The sequence below is a fragment of the Shewanella algicola genome (genome assembly GCF_014648035.1).
Classification (GTDB): Bacteria; Pseudomonadota; Gammaproteobacteria; order Enterobacterales; family Shewanellaceae; genus Shewanella; species Shewanella algicola.
This window is the reverse complement of the sequence record NZ_BMQI01000018.1, coordinates 27900-43648: the sequence shown is the minus strand read 5'-3', so window position 1 is coordinate 43648 and position 15749 is coordinate 27900. Positions and strand designations below refer to the sequence as shown.

Genomic DNA, 15749 nt, shown 5'->3' with positions numbered 1-15749 from the left:
TTTAACAACGCGCTGATACTGAAAAAACCGCACTTAATTACAGATCAAATTTTACTTCATCTAATAACTTAATTGCTGCTTGATGATTTTCTGCTAATTTATAAATAGGCAGTGAATCCGCTTTAAAGTCGCCCCACGATGCAACCAGTTCAGATGGCGCAACATCCGCCTTTACGGGATATTCCATATTCACTTCAGCATACATGCCTTGAGCAACATTTGAAGTTAAAAACTCCATCAATTTGATCGCATTATCTTTGTTAGGTGAATGTTTTGCTAAAGCCATACCTGATACGTTGATATGTGCGCCACGGTTTTGTTGATTTGGAAAGTTAATATAAACCGCTTCAGCCCAGCTTTTTTGGTTTTTATCCATCATCATTTTACCGTAATAGTAGCTATTACCAATGGCGATATCACATAAGCCTTCTTTAATTGCTAACACTTGGGCGCGGTCATTACCTTGTGGCTTACGAGCTAAATTCGCTTTAACACCTTCAAGCCATGCTTTGGTTGAAGCTTCACCGTCGTGAGCAATCATTGAGGCAACAAGGGCCACATTATAAGGATGTTTACCACTGCGGGTACAAATTTTGCCTTTGTATTGCTCTGACGCTAAATCTTGATAATCAATGTCAATTTTGCCAGTACGTTCTTTTGAAGAGTATACGTTGCGCACGCGCATAGTTAATGCGAACCAATCGTGATTAGGTGAGCGATATTGCGCGGGGATATTTTCATCAATAGCAGAACTATTAACTGGGCTAACCAACTCTTTTTCAACTAACTCCATTAAACGCGAAAAATCAGAGGTTAAAACCACATCTGCAGGGGATAAACGACCTTCACGAGCTATACGCTCTGCAATGCCGTCTTTAGCAAACACCACATTGACGCCAACGCCGGTTTGTTCTGTAAATTTTTCTAGGATTGGCTCAACTAAAAATGCTTGGCGATAAGAATAAACGGTCAGAGGATCTGCCGCTGTGGCAGAAAATGTCATACCAGCTAATCCTAACAATACGACGTTATTGAGCAATTTCATTGTGGCACTCTCCTGTGATCAAGCTTTAAAAAAGCCTTTCAAAATGTAAGTGATAATAGTTATCAATTGCATACATGATAGATAAACGTCACATATTGAGCAAGCACTGTTTAATTTTTTCGTACTTTAAGTCAACAGAATGTAAACACCCTCTCCTCTAAAAAAATTCAATTAGCTAAAAATGCAAGTTACCAATATTTTTCAACGGTAATTTGTCCAGGGGCACGGCGTAAGTTTTTATTGAGTCCTTTTTCGATTAACGCAGTTTGCGCGTCACTAATCATCCCTGGGTTACCACAAATCATCACTTGTGAATATTCTGCATTAATGCCAATACCAGCTTTTTGCTCAATTAAACCACTGCTTATTCCATCAGGGATCCGACAAGATAACGCATCGGGAAACGCTTCGCGGGTTACGATAGGGATAAAAATAAATTGTTGGGGGTATTTTTGTTGTAACAGCTTAATGGTATCAAGATACGCTAAATCTTCAGCCAGCCTGACACCATAAACCAGCACTACTTTTTCAAACCGTTGCCAAGGTTCTTCGGTTGCCAACATAGAAATAAACGGCCCAACAGCGGTTCCGGTCGCTAAAAACCACAAATGTTTACCTTGTAAAGCACCTTGAGGGATCTCATCTAAGGTCATAAACCCGGTAGCTTTAGGGGTAATTTCGATTGTGTCACCTGGGGTTAGGCTTTGCAGATCGGGAGAGAGTTGCCCCTCTTCTACCGCCACAGCAAGAACTTCAACATAATCAGTGCCGGGCGGGTTAACAAGTGAATAAGCTCGGGCTACGCGCTTATCGTCGCGTTTTTGGCTCAACTTAATAAATTGCCCGGCAATAAAGGGCTCAATATCAGCTTTAATACGCAAAGAAAATAATTTGTCATTCCAGTCAATGCGTTTGAGTACAGTACCGTTAATCCACATGGCGAGTATCCTTTTAGATTGGCGATAAATAATAATACCAATCTATACAGATATTTGCTTAATTAACAGTCTAAGTTTATTTATGATATTTATCGCAACCTCTACATGATCTCGTCAATGTTATTGCATAAGACTAAGCCTCTTTGATTTCTGTATTAACCTCATTAGCATCTAACCTGTCTTGTGCAAACTGAGCCAGTTTTTGCTGTATCAATTCATAGGTTTGGTCTACTCCGTCGGCAATGTCGCCTTGCAATACTTTCAATCCTGACAAAATATCACTGGCTTCTTTAAAACCTTGGTCAATTGCATCACCAATCTTAACCATAAAGCTACTGACCAGCTCATCAAAACCCATCGATTGATTTTGCTGCTGATGAACCGAAAAAAAGTTGGTGGCAAAGCTCACAATACGGTCGGCTGTTGCTTCAGGCGAGTAATCAATGCCCTCCTCAGCATTTTTTTGTACCGCATTCTCGCCCATGGTGGGGGCAAGCTCCTCATTGATGGCTTCAATGGCTGCACGATAAAGCAGCGCCATCGATTTATCGCCAGCAGCAATACTCACTTCTTCTTGGGCAGCTAAAATCGAGTTATTCATCATTTGACGACTGAGTTGATTGTTAGTCAATTTAGGCTCTGTATCATTGGTTTTTGTTGCTTGTTGATTGGCCGTGTTTTGAGTACTGTTCTGCGTGTTTACACTGGCACTATTAGTTGACTTAATATCCATAATCTTGGCTCACATACAATGACCGATAGCTTAATTATCGACCAACACACCGATTTCTAAAGTGCTGTAGCGATCTTTTTAAGCTATGTAGTGGCAAGCTGCTTTAGTCTACTGATTAATATCATCAATTTAACTTGCCCTAATTCATTGCGGCTAATATGGTAATCAATATACGCAATCATTAAGGACTGCAGCATGGAACAACAACATTGGTTTATGTGGGGAATAGACTTGTTCTCAGGTTTATTTTTGGTGCTGTTTTGGCTACTGCTTATCGCGGTGGTTTACATGTATATCGCTGACAAATTGCAAACTAAGCAGGCCGTACGCCACAATTACCCTGTAATTGGCCGCTTTCGATATTTATTTGAAAAACAAGGCGAGTTTTTTAGACAATATTTTTTCTCCCAAGACCGCGAAGAGCTGCCTTTCAACCGTGCAGAGCGAAGCTGGGTATATCGTGCTGCCAAAAATGTTGATCGCACTATCGCTTTTGGCTCAACCCAGGTTTTAGACAAACCTGGCACAGTCATGTTTATGAACTCGGCCTTTCCTATTAGTGATCATGAGCAACATCAACCTATTGCGGTAACCGTGGGCACCAACTGCAAGCAACCCTATAGCACTGATAAAATTTGCCATATTTCTGCCATGAGCTTTGGTGCATTATCTCGCCCTGCAATAACGGCATTGTCTCATGGCGCCGCGAAAGCAGGCTGTTGGTTAAATACAGGAGAAGGTGGTCTGAGCCCACACCATTTGAAAGGGCAATGTGATTTAGTGTTTCAAATCGGCACAGCAAAATACGGGGTGCGCAACGAACAAGGACATCTAGACCCGCAAAAGTTAACTGATATAGCCGCACACCCTGAAGTCAAAATGTTCGAAATAAAATTAAGCCAAGGCGCAAAACCCGGCAAAGGTGGGATTTTACCTGCGATTAAAGTGACTGAAGAAATTGCCACCATTAGGGGTATCCCTATCGGCCAGGACTCCATAAGCCCGAATGGTCATGCTGAATTTAAAGGTGTGAGTGACATCCTCGATATGATTAACCAAGTGCGCGATATCACAGGCAAACCCACTGGCATTAAAGCTGTATTAGGCGATATAACCTGGGTAAGCGATCTATGTGACGAAATAGAACGACGTGGTGTCGACTCTTCTCCAGACTTTTTTACCCTCGACAGCTCAGACGGTGGAACAGGTGCTGCACCACAGGCTTTAATGGATAATGTGGGCTTACCATTAAGACAAAGCTTGCCATTATTAGTTGATCTATTAAACGAGCGCGGCTTAAAACAGCGAATCAAAATCATCGCAACCGGTAAGTTAGTCATGCCATCTTATGTTGCTTGGGCATTAGCTACTGGCGCAGATTTTATTGCTTCGGCCAGAGGTAATATGTTCGCGTTAGGTTGTATTCAATCATTACAGTGCAACAAAGATACTTGCCCAACAGGCATAACGACCCACAACACTCGCTTGCAGCAAGGCCTAGACCCAAAAGACAAATCGGCCCGAGTGGCTAACTATAATCATTTTCTTCATTATGATTTAACTATGATTGCGCATTCATGTGGCGTCACAGACCCAAGGTATCTGACCCGTCACCATGCTCGCATTGTACAAACAGCAGGGATAGCAGTAACACTTGATAAGCATTATCGACACATGCAATAAGTCTACTAACCTAGACTAATTAGGTAGTACTGATATTTCTTTTTTTATACAGCATGGCTTTGCTGAAAATAACAATAAGGTGTAGAATAGAACTTGATATTGATCACAGTAACCATGGTTGATGTGATTTAGGAACACTTGTAAGCCAAGGATCATATGTTAAAAGTAGCAGCGGAAAATATACCTGTTAACGAAAAAAGTTTAAGTGCTAGCTGTAAAAACTGCGATCGCATGATTGAGATCGAAGGTGAGATGGTGTGCTTTGAACACGGTAAGATTAAGCGCTTAATCCCAGATACCTCACCACAATCATTGATCAAAATGGTCTGTATTGGTTGGCGCAAAAAATAACCATAAACACCTACTTTCGTTTCTGCTTGCTGTTTAATAAGCATAAAGCATTTATCCAATCATTTTTTAGCCACTGCATCATATTGCTATTGATATCTATTCCTAAATAAGTAGGACCGTTCTAGAGTTATTTTAGAGGAAACAGTATCTGAGTTGTACATGTAGGGGATTAAAATCGATGTAAAAAGTCATTTATATCATCGGTATTTTTACTTTACGATATTCTCATTCTGTTGCTTTTCAACAGCCTTGGCTAACGTTAGTCCACGAGTTGTAACCCGTAACCCTGCACACAAATCATTATATACAATTTCAATAGCATCATCAGACATATTGCGCTGTTTTAACATAGCCATAATAGCTAACCAATCTGTCGTTACCTGATGTCGGGTGCCTTCTAACGCCGCTATTAACGCAATATTATTCATAAGTCACCTCCATACATCATTTAGTACATTAAAGATTAATAAAAAGATTAAAATTAGATGTTTAATAAACAACTACAATAACCTCAGCTTGGATTTAAGCGGTGGGACAACCAACTAGATGAGATTTAAGCCTAGATGTTGAGTAGAAATATCATATCAATGTACATGTTCTACTCAACTGCTCGCAGCGCTATAGATTAGCGACCTTATTGTAGATGGTCAAAATAATCATTCATTATAATTGTAACAATAAACATATAAAACACATCAAAAACGAACTAAATAGGTTGGAGCTCATTAGCTCATTGGCTCACCCTGCTCATGCTGAATATGCCATAAGCGTGCATATAAGCCTTGTTGGGCCAATAAACTACTGTGAGTGCCATGCTCAACAATACAGCCTTTACTGAGTACCACAATTTGGTCTGCATCGATAATGGTCGATAACCTATGTGCAACCACCAAACTTGTATGGCCTTTTGCGGCGTCGCGCAAAGCACTTAAAATTGCTTGCTCAGAGCGAGAATCTAATGAAGATGTAGCTTCATCGAACACTAAAATCGGCGCACCTTTTAACACTGCACGGGCAATAGCGACTCGTTGTTTTTCACCACCCGAAAGTTTGAGTCCGCGTTCACCGACTTTAGTATTGCCTTTATCAGGTAAAGAATTAATAAAGTCACTCAAATGTGCCAGTTGAGTGGCTTGTTTTATTTCATCTTCTGTCGCACCAGGACGACCATAACGAATATTTTCATAAATCGAATCATTAAATAACACTGTATCTTGTGGTACCACAGCAATCGCTTGGCGTAACGCTAATTGGGTCAGATCTCGAATATCGATATCATCAATGGTAATTGAGCCACTTTTTACATCATAAAAACGAAACAGTAGTTTAATGATGGTCGATTTACCAGCACCGCTGTCGCCCACCACGGCTATTTTTTTACCTGCAGGAACGTCAAAACTTACCTGCTTTAAAATCGATCGTTGATCATATTGAAAACTGACATTATTAAACTTTATTGCTCCTATAGTTGGGCGAATGGTTGAAGCGCCTTCTTGATCTTCAACTTGTGGCACGTTCGCCATAATGTCGAACATGCGTTCAATGTTGGCCAAGGCACCTCGAATTTCACGGTAGACAAAACCTAAAAAATTGAGCGGAATAAATAACTGCATCATAAAGGCGTTAATTAATACAAAATCACCAATGGTCATCATGCCTAATGATACTTGGTGAGCGGCTAATGCCATCATCGCAGTCATGGCGATAGCAATGATAAACGCCTGCCCTCCATTAAGGGCTAGAAGTGACAAACGGTTTTTACGTTTAGCGACTTCCCACTGAGCCAACGCGTTATCGTAACGGAGTGACTCATAAGATTCGTTATTAAAGTATTTAACGGTTTCATAATTTAATAGGCTGTCTATTGCCCGAGTATTGGCTAATGAATCAGCTTTTGCCGCATCACGTACATACCCTGTGCGCCATTCAGTTGCTCTGATTGAATAACCGATATAAGCAACCACTGAGACAAGCGTAATCAATGCAAATTGAATACCGTAGTTAAAAAAGAAAATCCCAATAACCAGTGTAATTTCAAGGAGCGTCGGCACAATATTAAACACCATAAAACGCATTAAAAAGCTTACGCCACTAGTGCCACGTTCAATATCTCGCGACAAACCGCCGGTTCTGCGATCAAGATGAAAATCAAGATCTAAACGATGCAAATGCTCAAACACGGCCAAACCAAGACGGCGAATTGCACGTTCAGTTACACGGCCAAATAACGTGTCGCGTACTTCACCGATGATGACATTGAGAAAGCGTATTGCACCATAAGCAATCACCAGCCCAAATGGCACTGCGAGAGCTTGTTCAACACTTAAGGTGTCTAAGGTATCAACGAGATCTTTTAAAATAAAGGGTAAGCCGACGCTGGCTAATTTAGCGATAACTAAACACAACATAGCCAATAACACTCGCCCTTTAAACTCAATTAAATAAGGCCACAATAATCGTAAAACATGCCAATTCAGTTTCCCTATTGGGCCTTCAAAATACGCAGAAGGTCTCATTGTTACTCCAATGTTAGGCCGCTTAACGTGGCAATGTGATCAAGTTCGATCATGAGGTTTATCAGTATTGTCTTATTATAAAGCATTTTCTTATCAGACTTACGTCACAATCTACTGTAAAAACCCCTGAATTATCTCAATATTTTTATTATTAAGGCTTAACAAGTGTAAAACTTTAGACTTACAAGCTTACGGCTTGCATCACACTTTAATACTACTTTTAATTTTTTTTTAGTCATTTTTCGCTTTTTAAGCCCAAATAGAGTTATTTCTACAGATATTATTTGATACTCTTCAGAAATAAATAAACGATTGTTTGGGTAATTCACAAACAAAGATTTACCCGTTTAAAGGATGCTTTATGTTGGATAGCACGAAAGTTCAATACCCACCATTACAACTAATACAAACTTGGGTATGGATGATGATTGAATCAGGGAACCCTGAATTACAAGACAAAGGCCGCAACAACCTCATATCTGCATTTGGCAGCTTAGCAAAAGCAAACGAATATTTAGTACAGCAAGAAAAAAAATAAGGCGCATTTAGCGCCTTATTTTTTGTCCGTCGGCTCAATTAACCTTGGCGACGATTCACCACACTTTGATTTAACGTGGTCAGTAATTGTTCTGTATCACCCCAGCCAATACAGGCATCGGTGATACTTTGACCGTAACATAATTCAACACCATCAACTAGGTCTTGACGACCTTCAGCCAAATGACTTTCAACCATCACACCAAAAATGGCTTGGTTGCCTGCTGAAATTTGTTCGGCAACGTCTTTGGCCACTAACATCTGTTTTTTATAGTCCTTGCTGCTATTAGCATGGCTAAAATCAATCATAATGTTATCTGCAAGGCCTGACTTTTTCAGTTGCGCTGAAATCTCTTCAACATGTGCGGCACTGTAATTTGGTTCACGGCCACCGCGTAAAATGATATGGCAATCTGGATTACCTTTGGTTGACACAATCGCTGAATGACCAAACTTAGTGACCGACAGAAAATGATGTGGAGCATTAGCCGCACCAATCGCATCAATCGCCACTTTAATGGTGCCATCAGTGCCATTTTTAAAACCGACTGGGCAAGAAAGTCCTGATGACAGTTCACGATGCACCTGAGATTCTGTTGTACGCGCACCAATGGCGCCCCAGCACATCATATCGGCAACATATTGGGGTGTGATCATATCTAAAAACTCACCCGCCGTTGGCATGCCGCACTCATTTAAATCGACCAATAATTTACGTGCAGTTCGTAAACCATCATTTAATTTATAGCTATTGTCCATGTAAGGGTCGTTAATTAGGCCTTTCCAACCCACCGTTGTCCGCGGCTTTTCAAAATAGACACGCATAACAATTTCAAGCTGGTCTTTATATTGCTCACGTAAAACGCTTAAACGCTCACCATACTCTAATGCAGCAACAGGGTCATGAATTGAACAAGGACCGATAATCACTAATAAACGGTCATCTTTACCCGCTAAAATATTATGGATGTTATTACGCGCGTTATATACGGTCGCAGATGCATTTTCGCTAGCCGGAAATCGCTCAAGAATCGCAATAGGTGGTAGCAATTCTTTTATTTCATCGATACGAATATCGTCGTTTTGATAATACATAATGGTTACAACTCCGGCAAAATCTATAATATCTCTTATTCAATAGATTGAAAGAAATGGGTTAATTCATAAAAGTGATATAAAAATGAGTAGAGTACATCAGGAAAATGAACGCGAAAGTTCAATTTAACCAGTATCAACCGACAAATCAATCAAGTATTACTCAACTATGCCGATATTAAATGGAAGGATATCACCTAAAGTAAAAGTGAACTTGATGCAAGACATTTGATGGACCATACTGATGTTAACAATAATGTGTTTCGTACTAAATAATGAACAAATTTTTGCACCATTTCAAACGTAGGCATGACCTTTACAAACAACCATTATTTACCTGACTAACATCGACGATAATAGACAAGGACAACACAATAGGAAGTTTAACGTTTGAAATACTGCATCATTTTTTTGCTAGTTACGCTTAACTTATTTAACTGTCTAACCGCTACGGCAGATGACATCGTTAGCGATCCGTCTGAATTGCCTCACATCTTAGTCGAACATCACGTCCAAACCATACAGCAAGCCTTACTGCCCGATATCACCCAAATCAGCTTTTCTACCAGCAATAGTATTGCACCGTATTTTTTTGCTAATAAACCTCAAGGCGTACAATATGATTTATTAGTCACCGCACTTGAGCTTAGTGGTATCTCTATGACTGACCTTGTGCACGCACCGAACCTGCGTGCTCAACGCCTGGTCGATACCAAGAGAATAGATTGCATGATTAATACGCCAGATCATATTGAGGGAATGTTTTACACTCAAAGTTTAATTGAATATCAAAATAGCGTGTTTTACCTAAGCAAAAACAAGTTGAATATTAATACAATTGAAGATCTTAAACCCATTTCGATTTTAGGGTTTCAAAATGCAGAAAAATACCTTGGTGAAGCCTTTAGTGAGATTACAAAACAAAACCCACTTTACAGTGAAATATCAAATCAAAAAAGCCAGGTTGTGATGCTATTTAATGGCCATATTCAATCTGTTGTACTCGAGCGACGTATTTTTGAGTATTACCGTCACCAGCTAAGACATAAACTTGACACTAGCTTAGCGGTGACCGAAGTAGCCTTATTTGCGCCAGCCGAAAGAAAGATTGCCTGTCACAACAAAGACACTGCAGCAGTGTTAGACAATGCCATAACTACCCTAAAGCAATCATACCAGTATCAAGAAATTCTCAGTTTAGCTGAACAAAACAGCTATCAGCCTGCGCAACAAGCCAACCGCTTAACCAAATAACACCTCGCCTAAACACAACAATTACTCAAGGGAATACCCTTTCTGCAGTAATGTAAGTGTCTGTTTGTCATGTTAATCAAGCGTCACACATCAGGTTTATAGTTTGGGAGCTAGGTAAGGATAATTAGCGTACACATTATACTCAACGTAAAAAAGCCACCGATTGTGTACTTACACATAGAGCATGCTTAAGCCAGTGATAGCCTTAATTAGTATTGACGCATGGCTTGTAACTTACTTTGATATCGTTGTTTGTTATCCACATCGCTCAATGCTAACGCTCGCTTAAGGTTTTTTTCTGCAAGCCTTTGCTCACCCGTTGCCCAATACGCTCTCGATAAACCAAAGTAAAACTCATGGCGGTAATCTGCTTTTTCAACGGCACGCTTATACCACACCAGCGCGTCTTGATACTGTCGATCAAAATACGCTTGCTGCGCCATATCAAAGTAATAAAAAGGGTTATTAATTCTGGCTAGTTCTAATACTTTGTGTACTTCAGCCCACTCAATTAACCGATCTTGCTCACCTAAAATTAATGCTAAATTATACAAGGTTGATAAATCTTGCGGGTTCACCTGTAATGCTGTTCGATAGACTTGTTCAGCTTCAGCTTGATAACCTTTATGGCGATAAATCACTGCCAAAGTGTTTATAGCAGCAACAAATTGAGGATTTAACAATATCGCTTTTTTAACTAAAGCATAAGCTTGATCATAGTCGTTTTTAACCAAGGCCTCAGCGGCAACATTATTGTAATACATTGCTGATAATTGCCGTTTATTGACTCGCTTACTTTGGTAAGCCCTCAATGAACGTTCGGGTAAAAAGTCAACGAGCATTTTTGAGCCCCTAAACAATACCGTTATATTATCTTCAGGCGGCATCAAGTTTAAATTGACATGACCATTGACCAAGAAAAAACCACCACGGCGATCCCAAATGGGCTCTACGTCAATATCATGAAACTCCACTGGCACATCTAATGCCTCAGCTAACGCTGCTGACAGCACCACTAAAGACATGCAATTACCCTGACGATTAAGTACTGTTTCAGCCGCGGGTCGAGTGTAATGATCACGATATTCAAACCCACCATTGGTAGCACCTATGTATTGCGCCAACCATTCATTGGCCAATATATTGTTGCTTCGTAGTGTATTCTCAGCCAGATATTGGCGTCTAAACTTGGCAACAAATGCTTCTGGAAGTTGATATATATCATCGGTATCAATGGTGGATACAGGGGTAAAGTAATCGTCGTAAAACAAGGTGTTAATATCAGTATTTTGCACATTAGACTGTGTAGATTGGCAGCCAACAAGGCAGGTTAATACGATGATAAATAATAACTTAACCGTTAATTGAAGTACTTTTGGGGATAGGCATAATGCCTTAGTTGCGTTCCTGTTTGGGTGATAAGCCGACATGATTCAACCCTCAGATAGAAATAAGCTACCTTAAAGCGTAGTCAATAGACTGGCATTCAGCCACAAATGAACATCTTGGAGAGTGACTAGACACGGCAAATAGCGCCTAACACATACCTATTGTTCTTGAGCTAGGTTGATCTCAATAAATAACTGCTGGTCTTGATATTGATAAGGGCGATAATAATGCTGACCGCAATTGAAATACAAAAAAGCCCCTTTAACTGCAATACAGGTTAGGGGTAAAGATTGCAAAATGGATAATTGTTGTTGCTGACGCAAAAGCTCTTGCCATTCATGCTGTTGCTGCAGTTCGTCGCGCACAGCAAACGCATCAAACGGTTGCGATGATTTACGCACAATAACGGTGCCAGCTTCAGCTATACAGCTCATTAATAGCCCTATAATCAAAACGCTCAATCCTAAACGATGTGCCATACTCCCTCCAAACGCCGAATAACCCCATGTCACATTATACCCATCCACACTGAAATGCGCGTTTTGCCAACATAGTATTCAAACTGCATAGGCTTTGCTTGAGATGACTACTGCGGATTTATACCCCCAGTACTTAACACAAACGATGAGAGTTAACTTAAACAGAGTACAGTTTCAAAACAGCAAAAAAAACAGAACCCAAAGGTTCTGTTTTTAAGCGTATCGCAAGGGTAAGATTATCCAGCAGATTTAACACTCACAAATTCAGGATAGGCATCAACACCACAATCAGACACATCCATACCGTTGTATTCTTCTTCTTCTGTTACACGAATACCCATGGTCATTTTCAATACAAACCATACAAGTAATGATGCAGCAAATACCCAAATAAAGATAACCGCAGCACCATATAACTGGCTACCAAAGCTAGCGTCTGCATTTGATAAAGGCACTAACATTAACCCAAGGAACCCCGCGACACCATGCACTGAAATCGCACCCACTGGGTCATCAATTTTAACACGGTCAAAGGCAATAATTGAGAAGATAACCACGCCACCAGCAACTAAGCCAATCACAGCAGCCATTAAGAATGAAGGTGATAATGGGTCTGCAGTAATCGCAACAAGACCTGCTAATGCACCGTTTAAAATCATGGTTAAGTCAGCTTTACCCCATACAACCTTACATACGATGAGTGCAGAGATAGCACCAAAGGCCGCTGCAGAGTTAGTGTTTACAAAGATTTTAGCCACTGCTGTTGCATTTTCAGCATCTGACACTAATAACTGAGAACCACCGTTAAAGCCGAACCAACCCATCCATAAAATGAACATACCTAGCGTTGCCATTGGTAAGTTTGAACCTGGAATTGGTTGTACTTGACCGTTAGCGCCATATTTACCTTTACGAGCACCTAACAGTAGTACACCTGAGATTGCTGCTGCTGCACCCGCCATGTGTACAATACCGCTACCAGCAAAGTCAAAGAAACCTGCTTCTGATAAGAATCCACCACCCCAAGTCCAGTAACCTTCAACGGGATAAATTACCGCAGTCATTACAACTGAGAATGCTAAGAATGCCCAAAGTTTCATTCGCTCAGCTACCGCACCCGAAACAATTGACATCGCCGTTGCAACAAACACAACCTGGAAGAAGAAGTCAGATTCTAATGCATGATCTGCACCATCAGCTTGTGAGCCAATTAACGAACCAAACGAAGGAATGAAGCCGCCTTCAGCATTGTCTACATACATAATGTTGTAGCCGACTAATAAAAACATCGCACAAGCGATTGAATATAAACACACGTTTTTAGTTAAAATTTCTGTCGTATTTTTTGAACGCACAAGTCCTGCTTCTAACATTGCAAAACCTGCAGCCATCCACATCACTAATGCGCCTGAAATTAGAAAGTAAAATGTATCTAATGCAAAGCGTAATTCAGTTACTGTAAGCCCTAATTTTGTTAACTCTTCCATAATCGCCCCCTTATAATGCTTCGTTATCAAGCTCACCCGTACGGATGCGGACTGCTTGTTCTAAATCTGTGACAAAGATTTTGCCATCACCAATTTTGCCGGTGTGCGCGGCTTTGGTAATCGCTTCAAGAAGCATTTCCAAGTTTTCTGCTTTGGTAGCAATTTCAAGTTTTACTTTCGGTAAAAAGTCGACCTGGTACTCTGCACCACGATAAAGCTCTGTGTGTCCTTTTTGACGACCAAAGCCTTTAACTTCAGTAACAGTCATACCTTCAATGCCCATGCCTGCTATGGCTTCACGGACATCATCCAATTTAAATGGCTTGATGATAGCGCTGACGAGTTTCATCTCGACCTCCAAAAGTGTGAAAAAATGTAATTGTTATTGATTTGTTGAACTAACTAATTCAATCATCAGGCCAGATTTTTAACTTGTTGTTTAATATGACTTTTAAATAATTACTGCACTGTCCACTGCTTACAAAAGCACCAACAAAGTGCAGCCAAAAAATCGCAGCGCCCCTTTTTGGTGCGCAGGCTCAACAAAGGGAAATAGCAGTTATAGATACTTTAAGAAGGGTTCGCAGAAGAAGGCTTGCGCAAAATAGAATAAAAAAACCGCCCTTAAAAAAGGACGGTTTACTGGAGATAACAGCTTATGGTTAATGCATAAGCTGTTTAATGTAGCAAGTTACTTAGTAAGTCGCTTCACGCTTTTTAGCTTCTTCTTTCCACTGAGGAACCAGTGTTTTCTTGAATTCAGCTTTTTCAGCATTCATTTTTTTCATATCCATGCCTAATGCCGCTTGCGCTTTAGCTTTAGTTGAAATGTCTGGGTAAGCAATTGGTTGCTTAACACCTTTAACAGCTAATAACTGAGCTAATTTAATGCGAGCATCAGCAGCTTTATCCACTGCAGTACCTAAAATACGTAGAACTTCAGCTGGAGCATGAGTTGATGCGCCATGTGAAGCAGTCGCAAAATCCCAACGCCATTGTGAATGACGAATATCCATAAGGATAGGCTTCATTTCAGCTTCAGTTGCACCCGCATCCCAAGCAGCTTTTGCTTCGAAGTGAGCTTTAACTAATTGCGCTTCAGCACGTGCTTTTAAATCTGCTGCTTTGTGTTTGCTTTCTTCAACTTGCTTAACCATAAATTCTTTGCTTTGAGTGTGACAAGTTGCACAGGTTTCTTCAAAGCGATCAAGTGGGTTACCCACTTTATGATCTGTAAATTTACGACCTTTGTCATTTGTCACTTTAGGCATATGACAATCAACACAACTTACATTGTTTTGACCGTGAGTACCCATTTTCCAAGTTTCATAACCAGGATGTTGTGCTTTTAACATAGGTGTTTTAGACACTGCGTGAGTCCAATCAGAGAACTCCATGCTGTCATAGTACACTTCCATTTGTTCAACAGTGGTACCCATATCCCAAGGGAACTTCACAAAACCTTTACGGTCAGCTGTTTTCTCGAAGTAGTATTCAACGTGACACTGAGCACATACCATTGATTGTTTATCTTTACGAGAAGCTTTATCAAACGGAGTATCTAACGTGTTCATTGCGCGTTCAACATACGGACGTGAAACACGTAACTTTGATGAACCTTTCACATGACAATCGCCACAGCCAAGAACATTAACGATTTCTGGACCGCCTTTAGACCATTTACCACTGAAATAACCATCTTCACCTTGCTCTTCAATCATGCGAGGTACATCAGGGCTTTTACAGCTCCAACATGCCATTGGCATAGGGCCGTCTTCAGCGTTTTTTGGTGCTCCGGTACGTAATGTATTAGTTACATCTGTAATCGCATACATATGACCACGTGGTGCATTATAATCTTTAGCAAAGCCGTAACCAGCCCACAATACAACTAGACTTGGTACTTTTTCCAACATATCAACAATGTCTTTACTTTCATCAGTAGCATGCCAGCTGTCATACTGCTTTGAAAACTTATCTTTATAAACCTCATTACGAGGTTCAGTTTTATCACTCGCCATTGCGCCTGCAGCCATAAAGCTTGCAGCGATAACAGCACTGAGTGCAATTGATTTTGCGTTCATCTTCATCACCCTTTATCTCCGTGTTACATTATATTTAATTTATTAACCACGACATCTCCAATATCAAAAGTAGCCATTAACCTAACATTTAGACATACCTCCAATGGGGTATAGCGAGAAAAGTTTGCGCCAGATCAACATGTAAACAGGATGTATCT

General features: G+C 40.4%; 15 protein-coding genes. 4 read left to right on the top strand and 11 right to left on the bottom strand.

Features of this window, described 5'->3' with window-relative positions; genetic code table 11:
• Nucleotides 1-37: 37 nt before the first annotated feature.
• The 3 genes from IEY42_RS09610 to IEY42_RS09600 form a co-directional block, all read right to left on the bottom strand.
• Nucleotides 38-1045, bottom strand: coding sequence for an extracellular solute-binding protein (locus IEY42_RS09610; protein WP_188925037.1), 1008 nt, complete (start codon nt 1043-1045; stop codon nt 38-40).
• A gap of 188 nt (nt 1046-1233) precedes the next feature.
• Nucleotides 1234-1983: a ferredoxin--NADP reductase gene (locus IEY42_RS09605; protein WP_188925036.1), complete on the bottom strand. Its 750-nt coding sequence runs from the start codon at nt 1981-1983 to the stop codon at nt 1234-1236.
• A 133-nt stretch (nt 1984-2116) separates the two neighbouring features.
• Complete coding sequence (locus IEY42_RS09600) at nt 2117-2716, bottom strand: DUF5610 domain-containing protein (RefSeq protein WP_188925035.1); 600 nt, start codon at nt 2714-2716, stop codon at nt 2117-2119.
• A 195-nt stretch (nt 2717-2911) separates the two neighbouring features.
• Between IEY42_RS09600 and IEY42_RS09595 the strand changes: the two genes are divergently transcribed.
• On the top strand, nt 2912-4399 hold the full coding sequence (locus tag IEY42_RS09595; protein WP_188925034.1) for an FMN-binding glutamate synthase family protein: 1488 nt from the start codon (nt 2912-2914) through the stop codon (nt 4397-4399).
• Nucleotides 4400-4555: 156 nt separating this feature from the next.
• Nucleotides 4556-4750, top strand: coding sequence for a hypothetical protein (locus IEY42_RS09590; protein ID WP_188925033.1), 195 nt, complete (start codon nt 4556-4558; stop codon nt 4748-4750).
• 209 nt (nt 4751-4959) lie between these two features.
• Here IEY42_RS09590 and IEY42_RS09585 read toward each other — a convergent pair whose 3' ends face one another.
• Both IEY42_RS09585 and IEY42_RS09580 read right to left on the bottom strand, forming a co-directional pair.
• Nucleotides 4960-5178, bottom strand: coding sequence for a hypothetical protein (locus IEY42_RS09585; protein ID WP_188925032.1), 219 nt, complete (start codon nt 5176-5178; stop codon nt 4960-4962).
• Nucleotides 5179-5475: 297 nt separating this feature from the next.
• Nucleotides 5476-7266 (bottom strand): ABCB family ABC transporter ATP-binding protein/permease, encoded by a 1791-nt coding sequence (locus IEY42_RS09580; protein ID WP_188925031.1) that lies wholly within the window; start codon nt 7264-7266, stop codon nt 5476-5478.
• 361 nt (nt 7267-7627) lie between these two features.
• On the opposite strand from IEY42_RS09580, the gene IEY42_RS09575 reads away from it, so the two are divergent.
• Nucleotides 7628-7804, top strand: coding sequence for a hypothetical protein (locus tag IEY42_RS09575; RefSeq protein ID WP_188918088.1), 177 nt, complete (start codon nt 7628-7630; stop codon nt 7802-7804).
• Nucleotides 7805-7842: 38 nt separating this feature from the next.
• On the opposite strand, the gene aroG is transcribed toward IEY42_RS09575, so the two are convergent.
• Nucleotides 7843-8898, bottom strand: coding sequence for a 3-deoxy-7-phosphoheptulonate synthase AroG (gene aroG / locus IEY42_RS09570; protein WP_188925030.1), 1056 nt, complete (start codon nt 8896-8898; stop codon nt 7843-7845).
• Nucleotides 8899-9288: 390 nt separating this feature from the next.
• Between aroG and IEY42_RS09565 the strand changes: the two genes are divergently transcribed.
• Entirely contained in the window at nt 9289-10152 is an 864-nt protein-coding gene (locus IEY42_RS09565) for a substrate-binding periplasmic protein (RefSeq protein ID WP_188925029.1), read from the top strand.
• A 209-nt stretch (nt 10153-10361) separates the two neighbouring features.
• On the opposite strand, the gene IEY42_RS09560 is transcribed toward IEY42_RS09565, so the two are convergent.
• The 5 genes from IEY42_RS09560 to nrfA all read right to left on the bottom strand — a co-directional run bounded on the left by IEY42_RS09560 (nt 10362) and on the right by nrfA (nt 15591).
• The gene (locus tag IEY42_RS09560; protein WP_188925028.1) at nt 10362-11582 is read right to left on the bottom strand and encodes a tetratricopeptide repeat protein; all 1221 of its coding nucleotides are present in this window, start codon (nt 11580-11582) and stop codon (nt 10362-10364) included.
• 117 nt (nt 11583-11699) lie between these two features.
• Nucleotides 11700-12020, bottom strand: a complete 321-nt coding sequence (locus tag IEY42_RS09555; protein ID WP_188925027.1) for a hypothetical protein — start codon at nt 12018-12020, stop codon at nt 11700-11702.
• Between the two features lie 236 nt (nt 12021-12256).
• Nucleotides 12257-13507 (bottom strand): ammonium transporter AmtB, encoded by a 1251-nt coding sequence (gene amtB / locus IEY42_RS09550; RefSeq protein WP_188925026.1) that lies wholly within the window; start codon nt 13505-13507, stop codon nt 12257-12259.
• Nucleotides 13508-13517: 10 nt separating this feature from the next.
• Nucleotides 13518-13856, bottom strand: coding sequence for a P-II family nitrogen regulator (locus tag IEY42_RS09545; RefSeq protein ID WP_188918100.1), 339 nt, complete (start codon nt 13854-13856; stop codon nt 13518-13520).
• 346 nt (nt 13857-14202) lie between these two features.
• Nucleotides 14203-15591: an ammonia-forming nitrite reductase cytochrome c552 subunit gene (nrfA, locus tag IEY42_RS09540; RefSeq protein ID WP_188925025.1), complete on the bottom strand. Its 1389-nt coding sequence runs from the start codon at nt 15589-15591 to the stop codon at nt 14203-14205.
• Nucleotides 15592-15749 lie beyond the last annotated feature (158 nt).

Bases quoted from the DNA above. Each gene is read 5' to 3' on its own strand.
- amtB (WP_188925026.1), bottom strand. From the start codon at position 13,507: ATGGAAGAGTTAACAAAATTAGGGCTTACAGTAACTGAATTACGCTTT.
- aroG (WP_188925030.1), bottom strand. From the start codon at position 8,898: ATGTATTATCAAAACGACGATATTCGTATCGATGAAATAAAAGAATTG.
- IEY42_RS09580 (WP_188925031.1), bottom strand. From the start codon at position 7,266: ATGAGACCTTCTGCGTATTTTGAAGGCCCAATAGGGAAACTGAATTGG.
- IEY42_RS09595 (WP_188925034.1), top strand. From the start codon at position 2,912: ATGGAACAACAACATTGGTTTATGTGGGGAATAGACTTGTTCTCAGGT.
- IEY42_RS09575 (WP_188918088.1), top strand. From the start codon at position 7,628: ATGTTGGATAGCACGAAAGTTCAATACCCACCATTACAACTAATACAA.
- IEY42_RS09555 (WP_188925027.1), bottom strand. From the start codon at position 12,020: ATGGCACATCGTTTAGGATTGAGCGTTTTGATTATAGGGCTATTAATG.
- IEY42_RS09600 (WP_188925035.1), bottom strand. From the start codon at position 2,716: ATGGATATTAAGTCAACTAATAGTGCCAGTGTAAACACGCAGAACAGT.
- nrfA (WP_188925025.1), bottom strand. From the start codon at position 15,591: ATGAACGCAAAATCAATTGCACTCAGTGCTGTTATCGCTGCAAGCTTT.
- IEY42_RS09560 (WP_188925028.1), bottom strand. From the start codon at position 11,582: ATGTCGGCTTATCACCCAAACAGGAACGCAACTAAGGCATTATGCCTA.
- IEY42_RS09585 (WP_188925032.1), bottom strand. From the start codon at position 5,178: ATGAATAATATTGCGTTAATAGCGGCGTTAGAAGGCACCCGACATCAG.
- IEY42_RS09590 (WP_188925033.1), top strand. From the start codon at position 4,556: ATGTTAAAAGTAGCAGCGGAAAATATACCTGTTAACGAAAAAAGTTTA.
- IEY42_RS09605 (WP_188925036.1), bottom strand. From the start codon at position 1,983: ATGTGGATTAACGGTACTGTACTCAAACGCATTGACTGGAATGACAAA.
- IEY42_RS09545 (WP_188918100.1), bottom strand. From the start codon at position 13,856: ATGAAACTCGTCAGCGCTATCATCAAGCCATTTAAATTGGATGATGTC.
- IEY42_RS09610 (WP_188925037.1), bottom strand. From the start codon at position 1,045: ATGAAATTGCTCAATAACGTCGTATTGTTAGGATTAGCTGGTATGACA.